General features: G+C 56.4%; 15 protein-coding genes. 11 read left to right on the forward strand and 4 right to left on the reverse strand.

Going from position 1 to position 16,624, the window contains the following annotated elements; translation table 11 throughout:
• Positions 1-139 precede the first annotated feature (139 nt).
• From dcuC to uspG, 4 genes are all read left to right on the forward strand, one after another.
• Positions 140-1,513, forward strand: coding sequence for an anaerobic C4-dicarboxylate transporter DcuC (dcuC, locus tag ABLV76_RS12890; RefSeq protein WP_004885851.1), 1,374 nt, complete (start codon positions 140-142; stop codon positions 1,511-1,513).
• A 92-nt stretch (positions 1,514-1,605) separates the two neighbouring features.
• Positions 1,606-2,403: a ribonuclease I gene (rna, locus tag ABLV76_RS12895; RefSeq protein ID WP_048323383.1), complete on the forward strand. Its 798-nt coding sequence runs from the start codon at positions 1,606-1,608 to the stop codon at positions 2,401-2,403.
• A 179-nt stretch (positions 2,404-2,582) separates the two neighbouring features.
• Positions 2,583-2,993: a nucleoside diphosphate kinase regulator gene (rnk, locus tag ABLV76_RS12900; protein ID WP_004885849.1), complete on the forward strand. Its 411-nt coding sequence runs from the start codon at positions 2,583-2,585 to the stop codon at positions 2,991-2,993.
• Between the two features lie 188 nt (positions 2,994-3,181).
• Entirely contained in the window at positions 3,182-3,610 is a 429-nt protein-coding gene (uspG, locus tag ABLV76_RS12905) for a universal stress protein UspG (RefSeq protein WP_002894401.1), read from the forward strand.
• A gap of 77 nt (positions 3,611-3,687) precedes the next feature.
• Here uspG and ahpF read toward each other — a convergent pair whose 3' ends face one another.
• Positions 3,688-5,253: an alkyl hydroperoxide reductase subunit F gene (ahpF, locus tag ABLV76_RS12910; protein WP_017899084.1), complete on the reverse strand. Its 1,566-nt coding sequence runs from the start codon at positions 5,251-5,253 to the stop codon at positions 3,688-3,690.
• Between the two features lie 242 nt (positions 5,254-5,495).
• The gene (ahpC, locus tag ABLV76_RS12915) at positions 5,496-6,059 is read right to left on the reverse strand and encodes an alkyl hydroperoxide reductase subunit C (RefSeq protein ID WP_002894394.1); all 564 of its coding nucleotides are present in this window, start codon (positions 6,057-6,059) and stop codon (positions 5,496-5,498) included.
• 410 nt (positions 6,060-6,469) lie between these two features.
• Between ahpC and dsbG the strand changes: the two genes are divergently transcribed.
• The 4 genes from dsbG (at position 6,470) to ABLV76_RS12935 (ending at position 10,279) form a co-directional block, all read left to right on the forward strand.
• Positions 6,470-7,219, forward strand: coding sequence for a thiol:disulfide interchange protein DsbG (gene dsbG, locus ABLV76_RS12920; protein WP_065696716.1), 750 nt, complete (start codon positions 6,470-6,472; stop codon positions 7,217-7,219).
• Positions 7,220-7,398: 179 nt separating this feature from the next.
• Positions 7,399-8,331, forward strand: coding sequence for a LysR family transcriptional regulator (locus ABLV76_RS12925; protein WP_065696715.1), 933 nt, complete (start codon positions 7,399-7,401; stop codon positions 8,329-8,331).
• 113 nt (positions 8,332-8,444) lie between these two features.
• A complete protein-coding gene (locus ABLV76_RS12930) occupies positions 8,445-9,668 on the forward strand; it encodes a DUF3440 domain-containing protein (protein WP_004885837.1) in 1,224 nt (407 codons plus the stop codon).
• Positions 9,653-10,279 (forward strand): ParB/RepB/Spo0J family partition protein, encoded by a 627-nt coding sequence (locus ABLV76_RS12935; protein WP_004885834.1) that lies wholly within the window; start codon positions 9,653-9,655, stop codon positions 10,277-10,279. Before ABLV76_RS12930 ends, ABLV76_RS12935 begins: the two co-directional genes overlap by 16 nt.
• On the opposite strand, the gene ABLV76_RS12940 is transcribed toward ABLV76_RS12935, so the two are convergent.
• The gene (locus tag ABLV76_RS12940; protein ID WP_074384386.1) at positions 10,280-11,425 is read right to left on the reverse strand and encodes a pyridoxal phosphate-dependent aminotransferase; all 1,146 of its coding nucleotides are present in this window, start codon (positions 11,423-11,425) and stop codon (positions 10,280-10,282) included. It abuts the gene before it with no gap.
• A 141-nt stretch (positions 11,426-11,566) separates the two neighbouring features.
• Between ABLV76_RS12940 and mtnC the strand changes: the two genes are divergently transcribed.
• Together mtnC and ABLV76_RS12950 are read left to right on the forward strand one after the other, a co-directional pair.
• Positions 11,567-12,256: an acireductone synthase gene (gene mtnC / locus ABLV76_RS12945; protein WP_004885828.1), complete on the forward strand. Its 690-nt coding sequence runs from the start codon at positions 11,567-11,569 to the stop codon at positions 12,254-12,256.
• The gene (locus ABLV76_RS12950; RefSeq protein WP_004885825.1) at positions 12,253-12,795 is read left to right on the forward strand and encodes a 1,2-dihydroxy-3-keto-5-methylthiopentene dioxygenase; all 543 of its coding nucleotides are present in this window, start codon (positions 12,253-12,255) and stop codon (positions 12,793-12,795) included. The genes mtnC and ABLV76_RS12950 overlap by 4 nt, the downstream gene beginning before the upstream one ends.
• 126 nt (positions 12,796-12,921) lie before the next feature.
• Here the strand turns inward: ABLV76_RS12950 and ABLV76_RS12955 are convergent, their stop codons facing one another.
• On the reverse strand, positions 12,922-15,231 hold the full coding sequence (locus ABLV76_RS12955; protein ID WP_065696713.1) for a molybdopterin-dependent oxidoreductase: 2,310 nt from the start codon (positions 15,229-15,231) through the stop codon (positions 12,922-12,924).
• Positions 15,232-15,639: 408 nt separating this feature from the next.
• On the opposite strand from ABLV76_RS12955, the gene ABLV76_RS12960 reads away from it, so the two are divergent.
• Positions 15,640-16,620, forward strand: a complete 981-nt coding sequence (locus tag ABLV76_RS12960) for a sugar ABC transporter substrate-binding protein (RefSeq protein WP_004885820.1) — start codon at positions 15,640-15,642, stop codon at positions 16,618-16,620.
• Positions 16,621-16,624 lie beyond the last annotated feature (4 nt).

A 16,624-nucleotide genomic window follows, 5' to 3' on the forward strand; every position in this document is an offset into this window, starting at 1 on the left:
AGGCGTAACGGGGACGCGTAGTTCTTGTCGCTTTATTGATTTGCATCAGCGAGTTTCGTCCGTTTTTTCGGCACATTCGCACATTAAAATTTGGTGTGACGCTTTTTCACTACATATTCTTTGGGCTTAGGGGTAATAAATGCTGACGTTTATTGAGATCCTGATCGGGATCGTGGTCATTGTGGGCGTCGCCCGCTATATCATCAAAGGCTACTCGGCCACCGGGGTGCTGTTCGTCGGGGGCTTAATCTTATTGATCGTCAGCGCCCTGCTGGGACATAAAGTCTTACCAGGCAATACCGCGGGCACCGGTTACTCCGCCACTGACATTATTGAATACATTAAGATTCTCCTCATGAGCCGTGGCGGCGATCTGGGTATGATGATCATGATGCTGTGCGGCTTCGCCACCTATATGACTCATATTGGCGCCAATGATATGGTGGTGAAATTAGCCTCAAAGCCATTGCGCTATATCAATTCGCCCTATCTGCTGATGATTGCCGCCTACTTTGTCGCCTGCCTGATGTCACTGGCCGTCTCCTCCGCGACCGGCCTCGGCGTGCTGCTGATGGCGACCCTGTTCCCGGTGATGGTAAACGTCGGTATCAGCCGCGGGGCGGCGGCGGCCATCTGCGCCTCGCCGGCGGCGATTATCCTTTCGCCCACCTCGGGCGACGTCGTGCTGGCGGCCAAAGCGGCCGAAATGCCGCTGATCGACTTTGCCTTTAAGACCACGCTGCCGATCTCCATCGCCGCTATCATCTGCATGGCGATCGCCCACTTCTTCTGGCAGCGCTACCTGGATAAAAAAGAGAACATTTCCCACGAAATGCTCGACGTCAACGAGATCACCACCAACGCTCCGGCGCTGTACGCCATCCTGCCGTTTACGCCTATTATTGGCGTGCTGATCTTCGATGGCAAATGGGGACCGGAACTGCACATTATTACCATCCTCGTCGGCTGCATGCTGCTGGCGGCGATCCTCGAATTCCTGCGCGGGTTCAACACCAAAAACGTCTTCAGCGGACTGGAAGTCGCCTACCGCGGGATGGCTGACGCCTTCGCCGGCGTGGTGATGCTGCTGGTCGCCGCCGGCGTTTTTGCTCAGGGATTAAGCACCATCGGCTTCATCAATGGTCTGATCTCCATCGCCACCTCCTTCGGCTCGGCCAGTATTATTCTGATGCTGGTGCTGGTGATCCTGACCATGCTGGCGGCGATGACCACCGGCTCCGGCAATGCCCCGTTCTACGCCTTTGTCGAGATGATCCCCAAGCTGGCGCACTCCTCCGGTATCAATCCGGCCTATCTGTCGATCCCGATGCTGCAGGCTTCAAACCTTGGCCGCACAATATCGCCAGTCTCTGGCGTGGTGGTGGCCGTCGCCGGGATGGCGAAGATTTCCCCGTTCGAAGTGGTCAAACGCACCTCGGTGCCGGTGATGGTTGGCCTGCTGGTGGTGATCGTCGCGACCGAGCTCCTCGTCCCCGGCAGCGCGGTCCACTAATGGTCTAACCACGTGAAAAGGCGCCAGCAGGCGCCTTTTTTATGCTTTAATAACTCCCCGTTATCTTTTGCCATCCACAATCAGGAATAAACATGTTCAGGAAGGAATTCGCCGCGCTTGCCCTTGTGCTTACCGCCACTCAGGCCGGCGCTGAACCGCTCACCGCGACGCGATACGCTGATTTTGACCGCTATGTCCTGGCCCTCTCCTGGCAAACCGGATTCTGTCAGAGCATGTATGACCGTAACCGCAACGAACCGGAAGAGTGTCGCCTGCAGCAGGAAACCGCGAATAAAGCCGATTTTCTGACCGTGCATGGCCTGTGGCCCGGGCTGCCAAAGTCCATTGCCGCGCGCGGAGTGGATGAACGACGCTGGATGCGCTACGGCTGCGCCACGCGCCCGGTGCCCGACATGCCGGAGGTGAAAGCGAACCGCAAATGTCAGGCGGCGGAGACCGGGTTGTCGCTGGAGATGGCCAACAAACTGAATAGCGTGATGCCGGGCGCGGGCGGCGCCTCCTGCCTCGAACGTTACGAATACGCCAAACATGGCGTCTGCTTCGGCTTCGATCCCGACAGCTATTTTGGCGCCATGGTGCGCCTGAATGGAGAAATTAAGCGCAGCCCGGTAGGCGATTTCCTTGCCAAACACTATGGCCAAACCGTTAGCCGCGCCGACTTCGACGCCGCTGTGGCCCGCGCCTGGGGTCCGCAGAGCGTGAAGGCGTTTAAATTAACCTGTAACGGTAATCCGGCCTATTTGACCGAGATGCAAATCTCGCTCAACGCCGCGACCATCAATGCCCCGCTGGCCACTTCCGCCTTTTTGCCTCAGCCTCACCCAGGTAACTGCGGCGCGCAGTTTATCCTCGATAAGGTTGGCCACTAGCGCGACGCGGCGTGCTGACCAGAAAACGTCGTTCGCCGGGGGGGCGTTGCGCGCTGATTGTGCGTTTCATCACTTCAAACTGCCGGCAACTCTCAGTATGATGGGAGAACCTTAACCCTTGCCTTTTTCGGCGAGGGTTTTCTTTTACGGACAGGTTCCTGGATAACATGGAGTATGCAATGACCAGACCCGCAATCATCATTAACGAACTGGATGCCGAACGTATCGACAGGCTGCTGGAGCAGCCAGCTTTCGCCAGCTCGCCGGTTGCCGATGCCCTGAACGACGAGCTCGACCGCGCGCAAATGCTGGCGCCGGAAGCGATGCCGCACGATGTCGTCACCATGAACAGTACGGTTAAATTCCGCGATTTAACCAGCGGTGAAGAGCGCGTGCGGACGCTGGTGTTTCCGTCGCAGGTGACCGACAGCGCCAGCCAGCTCTCGGTCCTCGCGCCGGTGGGCGCCGCTCTGCTCGGCCTCAAGGTCGGCAGCACCATTCACTGGGAGCTGCCGGGCGGGGCGTCAACGCACCTGGAAGTGCTGGCGCTGCTGTACCAGCCGGAAGCCGCTGGCGAATTCCACCGCTAATCTCCGCTGCCTGAGGCGTATCGCGCTTTATTCAGAGGATGTCCACACATCCTCTTTCTGCTGTCTTTCCCCCCGCTAACCTTTTTTTACGCTTTGCGCCTGCCTGACTGACAGTTTTGCGACCTGAATGACACAATATCCGCATATAATATGTTGATATAGACGCAAACGAACAAGGAGGATTGCATATGTATAAGACTATCATTATGCCGGTTGATGTCTTTGAGATGGCGCTGAGCGATAAAGCCGTCCGGCACGCGGAGTTTCTGGCCCAGCAGGACGGGGTGATCCATCTGCTCCACGTATTACCCGGTTCAGCGAGCTTCACCATGAGCCGGTTTACCGCCGACCTGCGGCGTTTTGAGGAGCATCTGCAGCATGAGGCGGAAACCCGCCTGCAGACCATGGTCAGCCATTTCAGCATTGACCCCTCACGTATCAAGCTGCATGTGCGTTTCGGCAGCGTGCGCGACATGGTCAACGAACTGGCCAGTGAAATAAACGCCGACGTGGTGGTGATTGGCTCACGCAATCCCTCCATCAGTACCCACCTGCTGGGATCCAACGCCTCGAGCGTCATCCGTCATGCCCATATCCCGGTGATGGTCGTCAGGTAAGGATGAGGAAAAAGAGCATAAAAAAAGAGGCTACCCCAGGGTAGCCTCTTGGTTATGCAGGTCTATTGTCTGACTTGTTATGCGGTTTTCGTGCGGATCAGGTAGTCAAAGGCGCTCAGCGACGCTTTCGCCCCCTCCCCTGCCGCGATAATAATCTGCTTGTACGGCACAGTAGTGCAGTCACCGGCGGCGAATACGCCTTTGACGTTGGTTTCGCACTTCGCATCGATGATGATCTCACCCATACGGTTTCGCTCAACCGCGCCTTCCAGCCAGGTGGTGTTAGGCAGCAGGCCGATCTGCACGAAAATCCCCGCCAGCGCGACATGATGCTCATCGCCGCTCACCCGGTCACGGTACTGCAGACCGGTGACCTTACTGCCGTCGCCTTTCACTTCCGTAGTCTGCGCATTGAGAATGATATCGACATTCTTCAGACTGCGGACTTTATCCTGCAGCACCTGGTCGGCCTTCATCTCCGGTGCGAATTCCAGCAGGGTCACGTGCTCCACGACGCCCGCCAGGTCGATAGCCGCTTCCACGCCGGAGTTACCGCCGCCAATTACCGCCACGCGTTTGCCCTTAAACAGCGGACCGTCGCAGTGTGGGCAGTAGGTTACGCCCTTGGTGCGATACTGATCTTCGCCAGGCACGTTCATATTGCGCCATTTCGCCCCGGTGGCAATGATGACGCTGCGCGCCTTCAGCACCGCGCCGGAGGCGGTTTCGATCTGGTGCAGGCCGCCCTCTGTCGCCGCCGGCGTCAGTTTGGTCGCGCTCTGGGAGTCGATCACATCGACGTTATAGTCGCTAACGTGCGCTTTCAGGGCCCCGGCCAGCTTCTGGCCTTCGGTTTTCGGCACCGAAATGTAGTTTTCGATATCCACGGTATCCAGCACCTGGCCGCCGAAGCGTTCGCCCATCAGGCCGGTACGAATCCCTTTACGCGCAGAGTAAACCGCGGCCGCCGCGCCGGACGGGCCGGAACCGACGATCAGCACATCGTAAGCGTCACGCTGATTCAGCTCTTCCGCTGCGCGTTTTTCCGCACCGGTATCCACTTTGGCGACGATTTCCGTCAGCGTCATCCGTCCCTGACCAAACTCCTGGCCGTTCATGAACACCGCCGGCACGCCCATCACGTTGCGCTCGGTGATCTCATTCTGGAACGTCCCGCCGTCAATCGCCGTATGTTTGATACGCGGGTTGAGCACCGCCATCAGGTTCAGCGCCTGGACTACGTCCGGGCAGTTATGGCAGGAGAGCGAGTAGTAGGTTTCAAACTCAAAGTCGCCATCGATATCGCGGATCTGCTCCAGCAGAGACTGGGCCTCTTTCGACGGATGACCGCCGGTCCACAGCAGCGCCAGCACCAGCGAGGTAAACTCGTGGCCCAGCGGGGAGCCCGCAAAGCGTGGGCCCTGGTCGGAACCTGGGTTAGTAATCAGGAACGATGGCTTGCGTACCGCCAGCGTGTTGTCTTCTTTAAAGGTGACTTTGTCTGACAGTTCAGCAATTTCAGCCAGCAGTTCCCTGATTTCTGCCGATTTAGCGCTGTCATCCAGCGTGGCAATCAGCTCAACAGGCTTAGTCAGCTTCTCAAGATAGGCCTTGAGCTGGGTTTTCATGTTGGTGTCGAGCATTGTTATCTCCTGGGCTTAAAACATCATCATGCAAGCGGCCTTGTCAGGCTGCCTGAATGCGCTTGCATCATGGTGTTGGAATAAAATGGGCGCCAAAGCGCCCTGATAATCTACGCAATTTCCTAAGCATTTCGCGCCAGAGCAAGGCGGCTAGCCTGAGAATCCCCGGGAGCTTACACCTGTAAGTGACCGGGGTGAGCAGGCAACGCCAACGCCGCTATAGCGTGAAAGGCGACGGAAATTTAGATTTTACCGACCAGGTCCAGGGATGGAGCCAGCGTCGCTTCGCCTTCTTTCCATTTCGCCGGGCACACTTCGCCTGGGTGGGAAGCAACATACTGCGCCGCTTTGATTTTACGCAGCAGGTCAGACGCATCACGGCCGATACCTTCAGCGGTAACTTCGATTGCCTGGATGATACCCTGCGGGTCAACCACGAAGGTGGCGCGGTCAGCCAGACCTTCATCTTCACGCATGTTGTCGAAGTTACGGGTCAGGGCGCCAGTCGGGTCGCCAATCATCGCGTATTTGATTTTCGCGATGGTTTCAGAGCTGCTGTGCCACGCTTTGTGGGTGAAGTGGGTATCGGTAGAAACAGAGTAAACGTCTACGCCCAGCTTCTGCAGTTCTTCGTAATGGTCAGCCACGTCGCCCAGTTCGGTCGGGCAGACGAAGGTGAAGTCAGCCGGATAGAAGAAGAAGACGCTCCAGCGGCCTTCGGTGTCTTTCTCGGTGACTTCGATGAATTCACCATTTTTGAATGCCTGATTTTTGAACGGTTTGATTTTGGTGTTAATTAAGGACATCTATACTTCCTCCGTGTTTTCGTTGAGGTCTAAGTTAACGAATTTTTCCTGACCCGACCAATGCGTTTACATTATCGAATCAATAAGCGTTATCTAACAACCGGAACAAGACAACTTTGTGAACCTGGCGACGCGTTCAGCGCTGTTCGCTGTTTTTCGCATCATTTGCCGCGACAAAAGTAAAAAGGCCACCTTTTCAGGCGGCCCCGTTACCTGAAATACCCGAAGGTAGGTTCAGCGCCAGTCAGACTGGCTATGTGTTGCGCTCTACATTACCTTAATGTAACAGCATCCAGGATTACATCACCCACGCCAGGAAAGGGCAATCCGTCGTTCTGCTGATCCTGCCTATAACTGTAATAGGTTTGGCAATCTTTCTTCCTTTCCTGCTGATTTTACAAGGAATACTCATGTTAAAACGTCTGCTGTTGCTCAGCCTTTTGCCTTTTTGCAGCTATGCGGAAGAACTACCCGCCCCGGTAAAAGCTATTGAAAAACAAGGCATTACCATCATCAAACCCTTTGACGCGCCGGGGGGAATGAAAGGCTGGCTGGGTAAATACCAGGATATGGGCGTCGCCATCTACCTCACGCCAGACGGCAAACATGCCATTTCCGGCTATATGTATGACGAGAGCGGCAACAACCTCAGCGAGCAGTTGTTTCAAAAAGAGCTCTACACGCCGGCGGGACAAGAGATGTGGAAGAAGATGGCCAGCGCCCACTGGCTGCAGGATGGCAACAAAGACGCCCCCATCGTGCTGTATGTCTTTGCCGATCCCTTCTGCCCTTACTGCAAACAGTTCTGGCAGCAGTCCCGTCCCTGGGTAGACGCCGGTAAAGTGCAGATCCGCACCCTGCTGGTGGGCGTGATCAAGCCGGAGAGCCCGGTCACTGCCGCAGCGATTCTCGCCAGTAAAGATCCGGCGAAAACCTGGCATGATTACGAGCAATCGAACGGCAAAATGGCCCTGACGATCCCAAAGGCTATCCCGCCCGAGAAAATGAAAATGCTCAACGTCAATCAGCAGCTGATGGACGATCTGGGGGCCAACGTCACGCCAGCCATTTATTATATGAATAAGGACAATATGCTGCAGCAGGTGGTCGGCCTGCCGGATAAAGAGAAGCTACAAATTATGATGGGTGAAAAGAAATAATCTTATTGTGGAGTGGCGCCAGACAACAACCACCGCTGGCGCCGCTATCGACAATAAGATATATTAAGCAAAGCTTAATATTACTGGCCAAAAATAAATTCACACCACGCATATTAAGCCATTCAACATTCTTATTATGAATATTTCAATTCGCACTGATAATACACAGGACTGCATTAATGGCAAATCTTTACGACCTGAAAAAGTTCGATTTAAACCTATTGGTTATTTTTGAGTGTATATATCAACATTTAAGCATCAGCAAAGCGGCGGCGACGTTATTTATCACCCCGTCGGCGGTGAGTCAGTCATTGCAGCGTCTGCGCCAACAATTAAATGATCCGCTATTTGTTCGGGTCGGGAAAGGCATGACGCCCACCACCGCCTCCGTCAATCTTCATTATCATCTGCAACAAAACCTTGAACAACTGGAAAAAACAATCAATCTCAATAAACGCACCGAACTGAGAAAGCGTATTGTGATATATGGCCCGCCGCTGTTCTGTTCAGTAAACAGCCATTTTATGATTAACCAGCTCTGTCATCAGGCTAATTTACAGATTGAGCACCATAACCTGACCACCACGGAATCGGCGGAGGAGTTGCTGGCGTATCGCCAGGCGGATCTGGTATTCACCCGAATGCCCATCAACAACCGCGCTACTATTTGTCAGCCCTATAAGACGGTGCAGACGCTGGCGTTGTGCCGGATGGACCATCCGCGGCGTGAGGAACTCACATCGGTTGAAGCGCTGGCGCAGGAGTTTTTTACCCACTACATCACCAACGATCCCGTGATTCAGCGCGTTCAGCAGAGCAGCATGCCGTGGCTGAACCCGAACAATATCGCCTTTCGCAGTGACTCGTTTATGACCATTCTTAATATGATCAGTAAAACCGACTTAATTGGCTTCGTTCCTTCATATTTATTTGATTTTATTTCACCCACTATGCAGTTTCACGTCATCAATATAGACAATCTCTTCCCGGATATCACAATATATATTAACCACCATCATTCATCTTCGCAGAATCATTTCTTATCTGAATTAATCAGCATTCTAATGAATGATAGAGTAGCATCACAACCAAAAATTAATAACAATGGATAACATATCCACTATTTACCCCACATTGCCCGAATAAAAAAACGACCATTAAACTCCCGGCCCTCATCGTTTATACTGACCAAATGGGAATATCTCGTATTAAAGGATTAATGGTCATGTCGTTTATCAAATATCCCTTACCGGAGTCGGTGCTGCAGGCGACGGAGCAGCGGATCCAATGGGTTCTGGATAATTTTTCACGCGTTTGCGTCTCTTTCTCTGGCGGAAAAGACTCCACCGTTATGCTGCATTTAACCGCGCAGGCAGCTCGGTTACAGGGCAAGAAAATCAGCGTACTGTTTATTGACTGGGAAGCACAGTTCTCTTGCACCATCGCCCACTGTGAAAAACTGCGCGCCCTGTATCAGGATGTCATCGACACCTTTTACTGGGTCGCCCTGCCGCTCACGACCCAAAATGCCCTGACGCAGTATAAGCCGCAATGGCAATGCTGGGAGCCCGGAGCCCGCTGGGTCCGCCAGCCGCCGCCAGGGGCGATCGCCCACCCGGATTATTTCCCTTTCTACCAACCCGGAATGAGCTTTGAGGCCTTCGTCAGCCATTTTGCCGAGTGGTTTTCCCAGCGGCGGCCCGCCGCCGTGCTGGTGGGCATTCGGGCTGATGAGTCGCTGAATCGCTTTATGACCATCTCTTCCCAGCGCAAACAGCGCTTCGCTGACGATAAACCGTGGACCACCTCGGCGCCGGGAGGGCACGCCTGGTACATCTATCCGCTCTATGACTGGAAAACCGCCGATATCTGGACCTGGTTTGCCAGAAGCGGCCAGCCCTATAATCCGCTGTACGATCTGATGTATCAGGCCGGAGTGCCGCTGCGCTACATGCGCATCTGCGAACCCTTCGGTCCGGAGCAGCGCCAGGGGCTGTGGCTGTACCATGTGCTGGAGCCGGAACGCTGGGCCGCGATGTGTCAGCGGGTCAGCGGCGCGCACAGCGGCGGCGTCTATGCCGGGCATGACAATCAGTTCTACGGTCACCGAAAAATCGACAAACCCGACCATTTGACATGGAAAAGCTATGCTCTTTTCCTGCTCGACAGCATGCCGGAAACCACCGCCGAGCACTATCGCAATAAAATCGCCGTCTACCTGCGCTGGTATCAGAAAAAAGGGATGGAAGATATTCCCGACACCCAGCCCGGGGACATTGGCACAAAGGATATCCCCTCCTGGCGACGAGTCTGCAAAGTGCTGCTCAATAACGACTACTGGTGCCGTCAGCTCTCGTTCAGTCCGACCAAAAGCAGCCACTATCAGCGCTACCGAAAACGTATGGAAAAACATCGTCAACAATGGGGGATATTATGCAACAACAACTAACGCAGGCGCTGGACGCTTTCCTGCAAACGCTGGATGATGAAGCGCGCATCGAGGCTATCAACGCGTTTCGCCATGTGCTCCACCAGCGCAGTCCCTTCCGCTCCCAGCCGGTTGACTGCGTGCTGTGGGTCAAACAGGAGCAGGTCGCCCCCAATGACTACAATCCGAACAACGTGGCGCCGCCGGAAAAACGTCTGCTGCAGACCTCGCTGGAAGCCGATGGCTTTACCCAGCCGGTGGTGGTCATCCGCCAGGGTCCGCAGGCGTATACCATTGTCGATGGTTTTCACCGCCATGAGCTGGCCTGCAGCAAAGCGTCATTGAAAAATGCCCTGCATGGCTATCTGCCGGTGACCTGTCTGCCGAATGAAACCGCCTCCCGCGATGGGCTGATGGCGGCAACCATACGCCACAACCGGGCGCGGGGACGTCACCAAATCCACGCCATGTCGGAGATTGTGCGCGAGCTGACCCGGCTCGGCTGGACACCGCAAAAGATCGGCAAAGAGTTGGGGATGGATGCCGATGAGGTACTGCGTCTGAAGCAAATCAGCGGCCTGACGGAAATGTTCGCCGGCCGCCAGTTCTCTCAGGCATGGACCATTAAATAACTATAGCTGGCACAAACGCGCCGCCGCGGCCAGCAGGGTCTCCGGTTGTTTAGCGAAGCACAAACGGATCAGCTTGTGCGGGAACGGGTCGGCGCAGAAGACGGAGAGCGGGATCGCCGCCACCCCAACCTCTGTCGTCAGCCAGCGGCAGAAGCTCACGTCGTCAAGATCGGAGAGGGCGCTGTAGTCCGCCAGCAGGAAGTAGGTGCCCTCACATGGCAGGAGTTTCAGCCGGCTGGGGCGCAGCGCCTCAATAAACAGATCGCGGCGTTCACGATAAAACGCCGGCAGCTCGAGATAGTGCTCTGGCGCCTCGCGCAGCATATCGGCGATCGCCAGCTGCGCCGGGGTATTCACCGAGAAGGTCAGATACTGATGAACCTTACGCAACTCCGCGCTGATGGCCGCCGGGGCCACGCAGTAGCCAACCTTCCAGCCGGTCATATGAAACGTTTTGCCAAACGAAGAGACTGCCACCGCCCGCTCGCGCAGCTGCGGATGCGCCAGCACGCTGGCGTGGCCGTTTTCGGCAAAGTTGATATGCTCATAGACCTCGTCGCTGAGAACATAGATCTCACGTTCGGCTATCGCCTGCCACAGGGCGGCAAAATCCTCGCGTTGCCAGACCGTGGCCGAGGGGTTGTGCGGGGTATTGAGGATCACCAGCCGGGTTTTGTCGCTCAGCGTCGCGGCAAACTGCTGCCAGTCGACGCGAAAATGCGGCGGCTGAAGGGCAATACGGCGTAATTCGCCGCCGGCCAGCGCCACCGCGGGAGCATAGCTGTCGTAGCTGGGATCGAAACAGACCACCTCGTCGCCACGGCGCACCAGGGCGGTGATCGCCGCGTACAGGGCCTCCGTCGCCCCGGCGGTGACCGTGATATCGCTGTTGACGTCGGGTCGATATCCATACAGCTCCGCCGTCTTGTCAGCGATCGCCTCGCGCAGCGCCGGCACGCCGGTCATCGGGGCATACTGGTTCGCCCCCTGCGCCACGTGGTACGCCAGACGCTCCTGAAGATAGCGCGGGCCGTCAAAATCGGGAAAGCCCTGAGATAGGTTGATGGCCTGATGCTGCTGGGCCAGGGCGCTCATCTGGGTAAAAATGGTGGTACCGAGCGCCGGAAGTTTACTCTCTGGAATCAACGGGTTATTGCTCATTCTTGTTTTACCGATTGTAATGCTGTTGTTGAAGCCACTATAACACGATGTTAATATTTGGCAATCAAGACGCTTAGACGTCTAAATGCTAATGTTATTCCACGCTACGCCCACTCTGGAGAAACCATGATCCGCGCCATCGTGACCGACATCGAAGGCACTACCAGCGATATCCGCTTCGTGCATAACGTGCTGTTCCCCTACGCCCGCGAACGACTGGCCGGCTTTGTGACCGCTCAACAGCACGCTGAGCCGGTGAGAACGATTCTCGACAACTTGCGCCGAGAGACAGACTCCCCCGCCGCCAGCACCGCCGACCTGATTGCTACCCTCTTCGCCTTTATGGACGAAGACCGTAAATCCACTGCGCTGAAGGCACTCCAGGGGATCATCTGGCGCGATGGCTACCTCAACGGCGACTTTACCGGCCATCTCTACCCGGACGTGCTGCCGGCGCTGGAGAAGTGGAAAGCACAGGGCATTGATTTGTATGTATATTCTTCTGGCTCCGTGGCAGCGCAGAAATTGTTATTTGGCTACAGCGATGAAGGTGATATTACTCATCTGTTTACGGGCTATTTCGATACCCTGGTAGGCGCTAAACGCGAAGCGCAGTCCTACCGCAACATTGCTGAACACCTGGGCCACGCCCCCGGGGCCATCCTGTTCCTGTCGGATATCCATCAGGAACTCGACGCCGCCGAAGCCGCGGGGTTGCGCACTGTCCAGTTGGTACGCGGCGATCGCGACCCGGCAAGCCACCACCCTCAGGTTCAGCGTTTTGACGACATTCATCCGGAGCAGATCCCAGCATGAGCGCATTAACCCTATTTTCTGTGACCGATCCGCAAACGCCGGTCTGGCACAGCACCGACGCCAAAGCGATTCAGGAGCAGCTTAACGCCAAAGGCGTCCGTTTCGAACGCTGGCAGGCCGACCGCGACCTCGGCGCAGACCCCAGCGCAGAAACGGTGATTGCCGCCTATCAGCATGCGATTGACAAACTGGTCGCCGAAAAGGGCTATCAGAGCTGGGACGTCATCAGCCTGCGCGCCGATAACCCGCAGAAAGAGGCGCTGCGGGAAAAATTCCTGAATGAGCACACCCATGGCGAAGACGAGGTCAGGTTTTTTGTCGAGGGCGCCGGTCTGTTCTGCCTGCACATTGGTGACGAGGTGTTCCAGGTGCTGTGCGAAAAGAACGATCTGATTTCGGTTCCTGCCCACACTCCGCACTGGTTTGATATGGGATCAGAACCGAACTTCACCGCCATTCGCATTTTTGATAACCCGGAAGGCTGGATCGCCCAGTTTACCGGCGACGATATCGCCAGCGCCTACCCACGGCTGGCGTAACGTCGTCCTGTCATCCATTACCGCCTGGTCAGGAGCCTTAAACTGCCTGGCCCGCGCTTTCCCGGAGGCGGCGCATACTGCGCCTTCTCCGGGCTACCCGCCCCGCCGCCGGCGATCCTCCCACGCTTAAACCGCAATAAACTTCGGCGGGTCAAAGGCGGTGATCGGCGGCAGTTCCTCTCGCCACGGGGCGATTTCCACCCAACAACTCTGGGCGCTACAGCCCTGCCCCAGGCGCGAACTGCCGCGATCCTCGGTTAACACGTTGGGATTACCGTGCTTATCGAGGGTTCCTTTTTCATTCGGATCCAAAGGGTCATACCAGGCGCCGGTGGACATCTGTACCACCCCCGGCAAAATCTGTTCACTCAAATGCACGCCCGCCAGAATCGCCCCGCGGTCGTTATACACCTTCACCACGCTGCCTTCGCGGATGTCTCTTGCCTGCGCGTCCCGCGGATGCATCCACAGCGGTTCGCGTCCCTGAATTTTCGTCGCCCGACTGACGCTGCCGTGATCATACTGGCTGTGCAGGCGGGCGCGTGGCTGACTGGAGAGCAGATGAAGCGGCCAGCGCGCCGCCTCCAGTCGTTGCCGGGCAGCCTCTTCCTCATCCCACCAGGGATGGCCAGGGCATTCGCGATAGCCAAACCCGGCGACGGTAGAGGAAAAGAGTTCAATCTTACCGGAGGGCGTGGAAAGCGGATAGCGCTGCGGATCGGCGCGAAAATCGGCGAGAAAGACCTGCGGCCGCTCCGGCGCACTGTACTCCAGCACCCCTTGCTGCCAGAAATCCTCGAACGAGGGCAGCGCAATGCCCTCCTCCTGCGCCCGCGGCCTTGACTCCTCATAGAGATGGCGCAGCCACTGCCCGGCGTCCCGCCCCTCGCTGAACAGTTCGCCGAAGCCCAGCCGCCCGGCAAGATCGAGGAAAATAGCGTAATCATCACGCGCCTCGCCCACCGGCGGGATCTGCGCGCTCATGGCAATCATAAATCCGTCATGACCGCCGCTGCCGATATCCTCTCGCTCCAGCGAGGTGGTAGCCGGCAGAACGATGTCAGAGAATTTGGCCTGCGCGGTCCAGTACTGCTCATGCACCACCACCGTCTCCGGACGGCGCCAGGCCTCGCACAGCCGGTTAATATCCTGGTGATGGTGAAACGCATTGCCTCCGGCCCAGTAGACCAGACGGATGTCGGGATAATGCAGCAGCTGACCGTCGAACTCATAGGCTTCTCCCGGGTGCAGCAGCATATCGGACAGCCGCGCCACCGGGATAACGCTGTCCACCGCATTTTCGCCGGCGGGCAAGCGCGGGCCGGAAAACGCTTTTCGCACCGCCCCCGCCAGGTTGGTACAGGCATAGCCAAACCCGAGGCCGCCGCCCGGCGTGCCGATCTGTCCCAGCAGCGCGGTCAGGGCCACCGTCGCCCAGTAGGCCTGCTCCCCCTGACGGGCGCGCTGGATGGACCAGGAGATATTCACCATCGTCCGGTGGCGGGCCATCTCCCGCGCCAGCTCGGCGATGCGCTGGGCGTCAAGGCCGGTAATTGCCGCCGCCCACGCCGGTGTTTTCGCTATGCCGTCATGCTCGCCCAACAGATAAGCGCGGTAAGGGGCAAACCCGACGGTATGGCTGGCGATAAACGCCTGGTCGTAAAGGGACTCAGCGATCAGCACATAGCTCAGCGCCAGCAGCAGTGCGGTATCGGTGCCCGGCCGAATGGCCAGCCACTCGGCGTCGGGCACCGCGCTGAGGTCATTGCGCACCGGACTGATATTAATAAACCGCGTGCCGTTGGCCTGCATCTTATCCAGCCAGTACGGCAACATATGGTCATTGGCGCCGCCGCCGTTGACCTGGGCATTGCGCAGCGGCAGGCCGCCAATCGCGACAAACAGCTGACACTCCCGCGCCAGCTCGGAAAAATGGGTATGCTGACGATGTAGCGGGCTCAGCGGCCCAAGGATATGCGGCAGAATACGCTCGCCCGCGGCGCTGCTATAGGTATTGGTGCTGGCGGTATACCCGCCAAAGCCCTTAAGAAAACGGTGCAGCTGGCTCTGCGCATGGTGAAAGCGCCCGGCGCTGGCCCAGCCGTAGGAGCCGCCGTAAATCGCCTCATTGCCGCAGCGCGCCTTGACCGAGCGCAGCTCGCGAGCCACCAGGTCCAGGGCCACCTCCCAGCTGACTTCGACAAAGGGCTCCTTGCCTCGCCCTTCTCGTGACGCCGGCCCGTGCTGCAGATAGCCGGCGCGTACCGCCGGGCGACGAATGCGCGTTTGGCTGGTCACCGCGTCGGGGAGCGACTGACCGATGCGTGAAGGGTTTTTATCCCAGGGCACCGGCTTAACCGCCACGATCTCGCCCTCGCGGCTCTCCACCTGCCAGGTTCCCCAGTGCATCACCGTATAATTATGCTGTTTCTTCATAGCGCCCGCGTTCTTCTCAGCCTAAGGTTCGTTAAAATAAAGCGGGGAAATGCGGTAATATTGCTTACCCGGCCAGACATTGCGCTGCTAAAAAAAGCTTTAGCCCGCGCAATCTTCTCTTTTTCTCTCTAGATGCCGTATTTCCCATACACTCATAATAAACAGAAAATTGTCTTTATCTGCTAAATAAACACGGAACAAGCCAAAAATAAAACCACAAAATAAAAAGGCCTATCCGCCATCATGAAATATTTTCAGGTTCTTCATGACAAAATAAACTTTTTCTCTGGCGTTTCCGCGATATAACATTGCCGGCATAACTTAGACTTATTTTGTATTTGAGGTGGCGAGGTGCTTCTTGTCATGCTACCGGTCCGCAACCACCTTCATCACAGGATCATAATAACAATGTCGCAGAAGAGAAAATTATTGCCTGCCGCGCTGGGACTGCTTTCCCTTGCCTCGTTGAGCGTCACTGCCGCTGATACCCTCTCCTTACAGGGAAAAACCATTGGCGTTGCCGTTGTAGGCACCCAGCATTTCTGGGATCGCGAAGCTTTTAAAGGCGCGACAGAGGAAGTGGAGAAACTGGGAGGCAAAGTCATTGGCGTCGATGGCGGCCGGGATAATCAGGTTCATGCCAATAATCACGATATTTTACTGTCACGCAAGGTGGATGCGGTAATTAGTATTCTCGGCGACAGCGCCGTCGAACCCAAATTTAAAGCATTACGTGATGCTGGTATCCCGGTATTCACCGTGGATCATGTTTCACAATATTCGGTCAATAATACTACCTCCGATAACTACACTCTGGGCTCCACCATCGGTCGCTACATGGCGGACGAATTAGGTGGTAAAGGCAACGTCGCTGTATTTAATGCGTTCTCCAGCGCGCTGCGTATTTGCGGAATTCGTTACGATCAGTGGAAATATGTCCTTAAGGATTACCCGGATATTCATATTATCCAGCCCGAGCTCGCGGAACAGTTCGCCAACTCGCCGGAAGACGCGCGGAAGAAAACCCTCGAATTACTCAGCCAGTATCCGAAAGGCAAACTGGATGCCATCCATGTCGCCTGCTGGGATCAACCGGCCATCGGTATCGTCCAGGCGCTGGAAGAGACTGGTCGTGATAAGGACGTGAAAGTGACGGCCATCGACGCCGGTCCGGAAACGCTGGAGATCATGGCGGAGCCCGGCAGTCCCTTCGTGGCCAACGTCGCGCAGCAGCCGCATCTGATCGGCCAGACCTCCGCCGACAACGTGGCCCGCTACTTTGCCGGTCAGAAACTGCCGGTGCAAACCTTTATCCCGGTGATACCGGTGAAAGGTCCGCAGGAAGCGAAAGCGGTGTATAAACAGTTGGGATACGGCGAACTGCAGTGATAAA

The organism is Klebsiella sp. GB_Kp047 (assembly GCF_040065235.1).
Taxonomy (GTDB): domain Bacteria; phylum Pseudomonadota; class Gammaproteobacteria; order Enterobacterales; family Enterobacteriaceae; genus Klebsiella; species Klebsiella quasipneumoniae.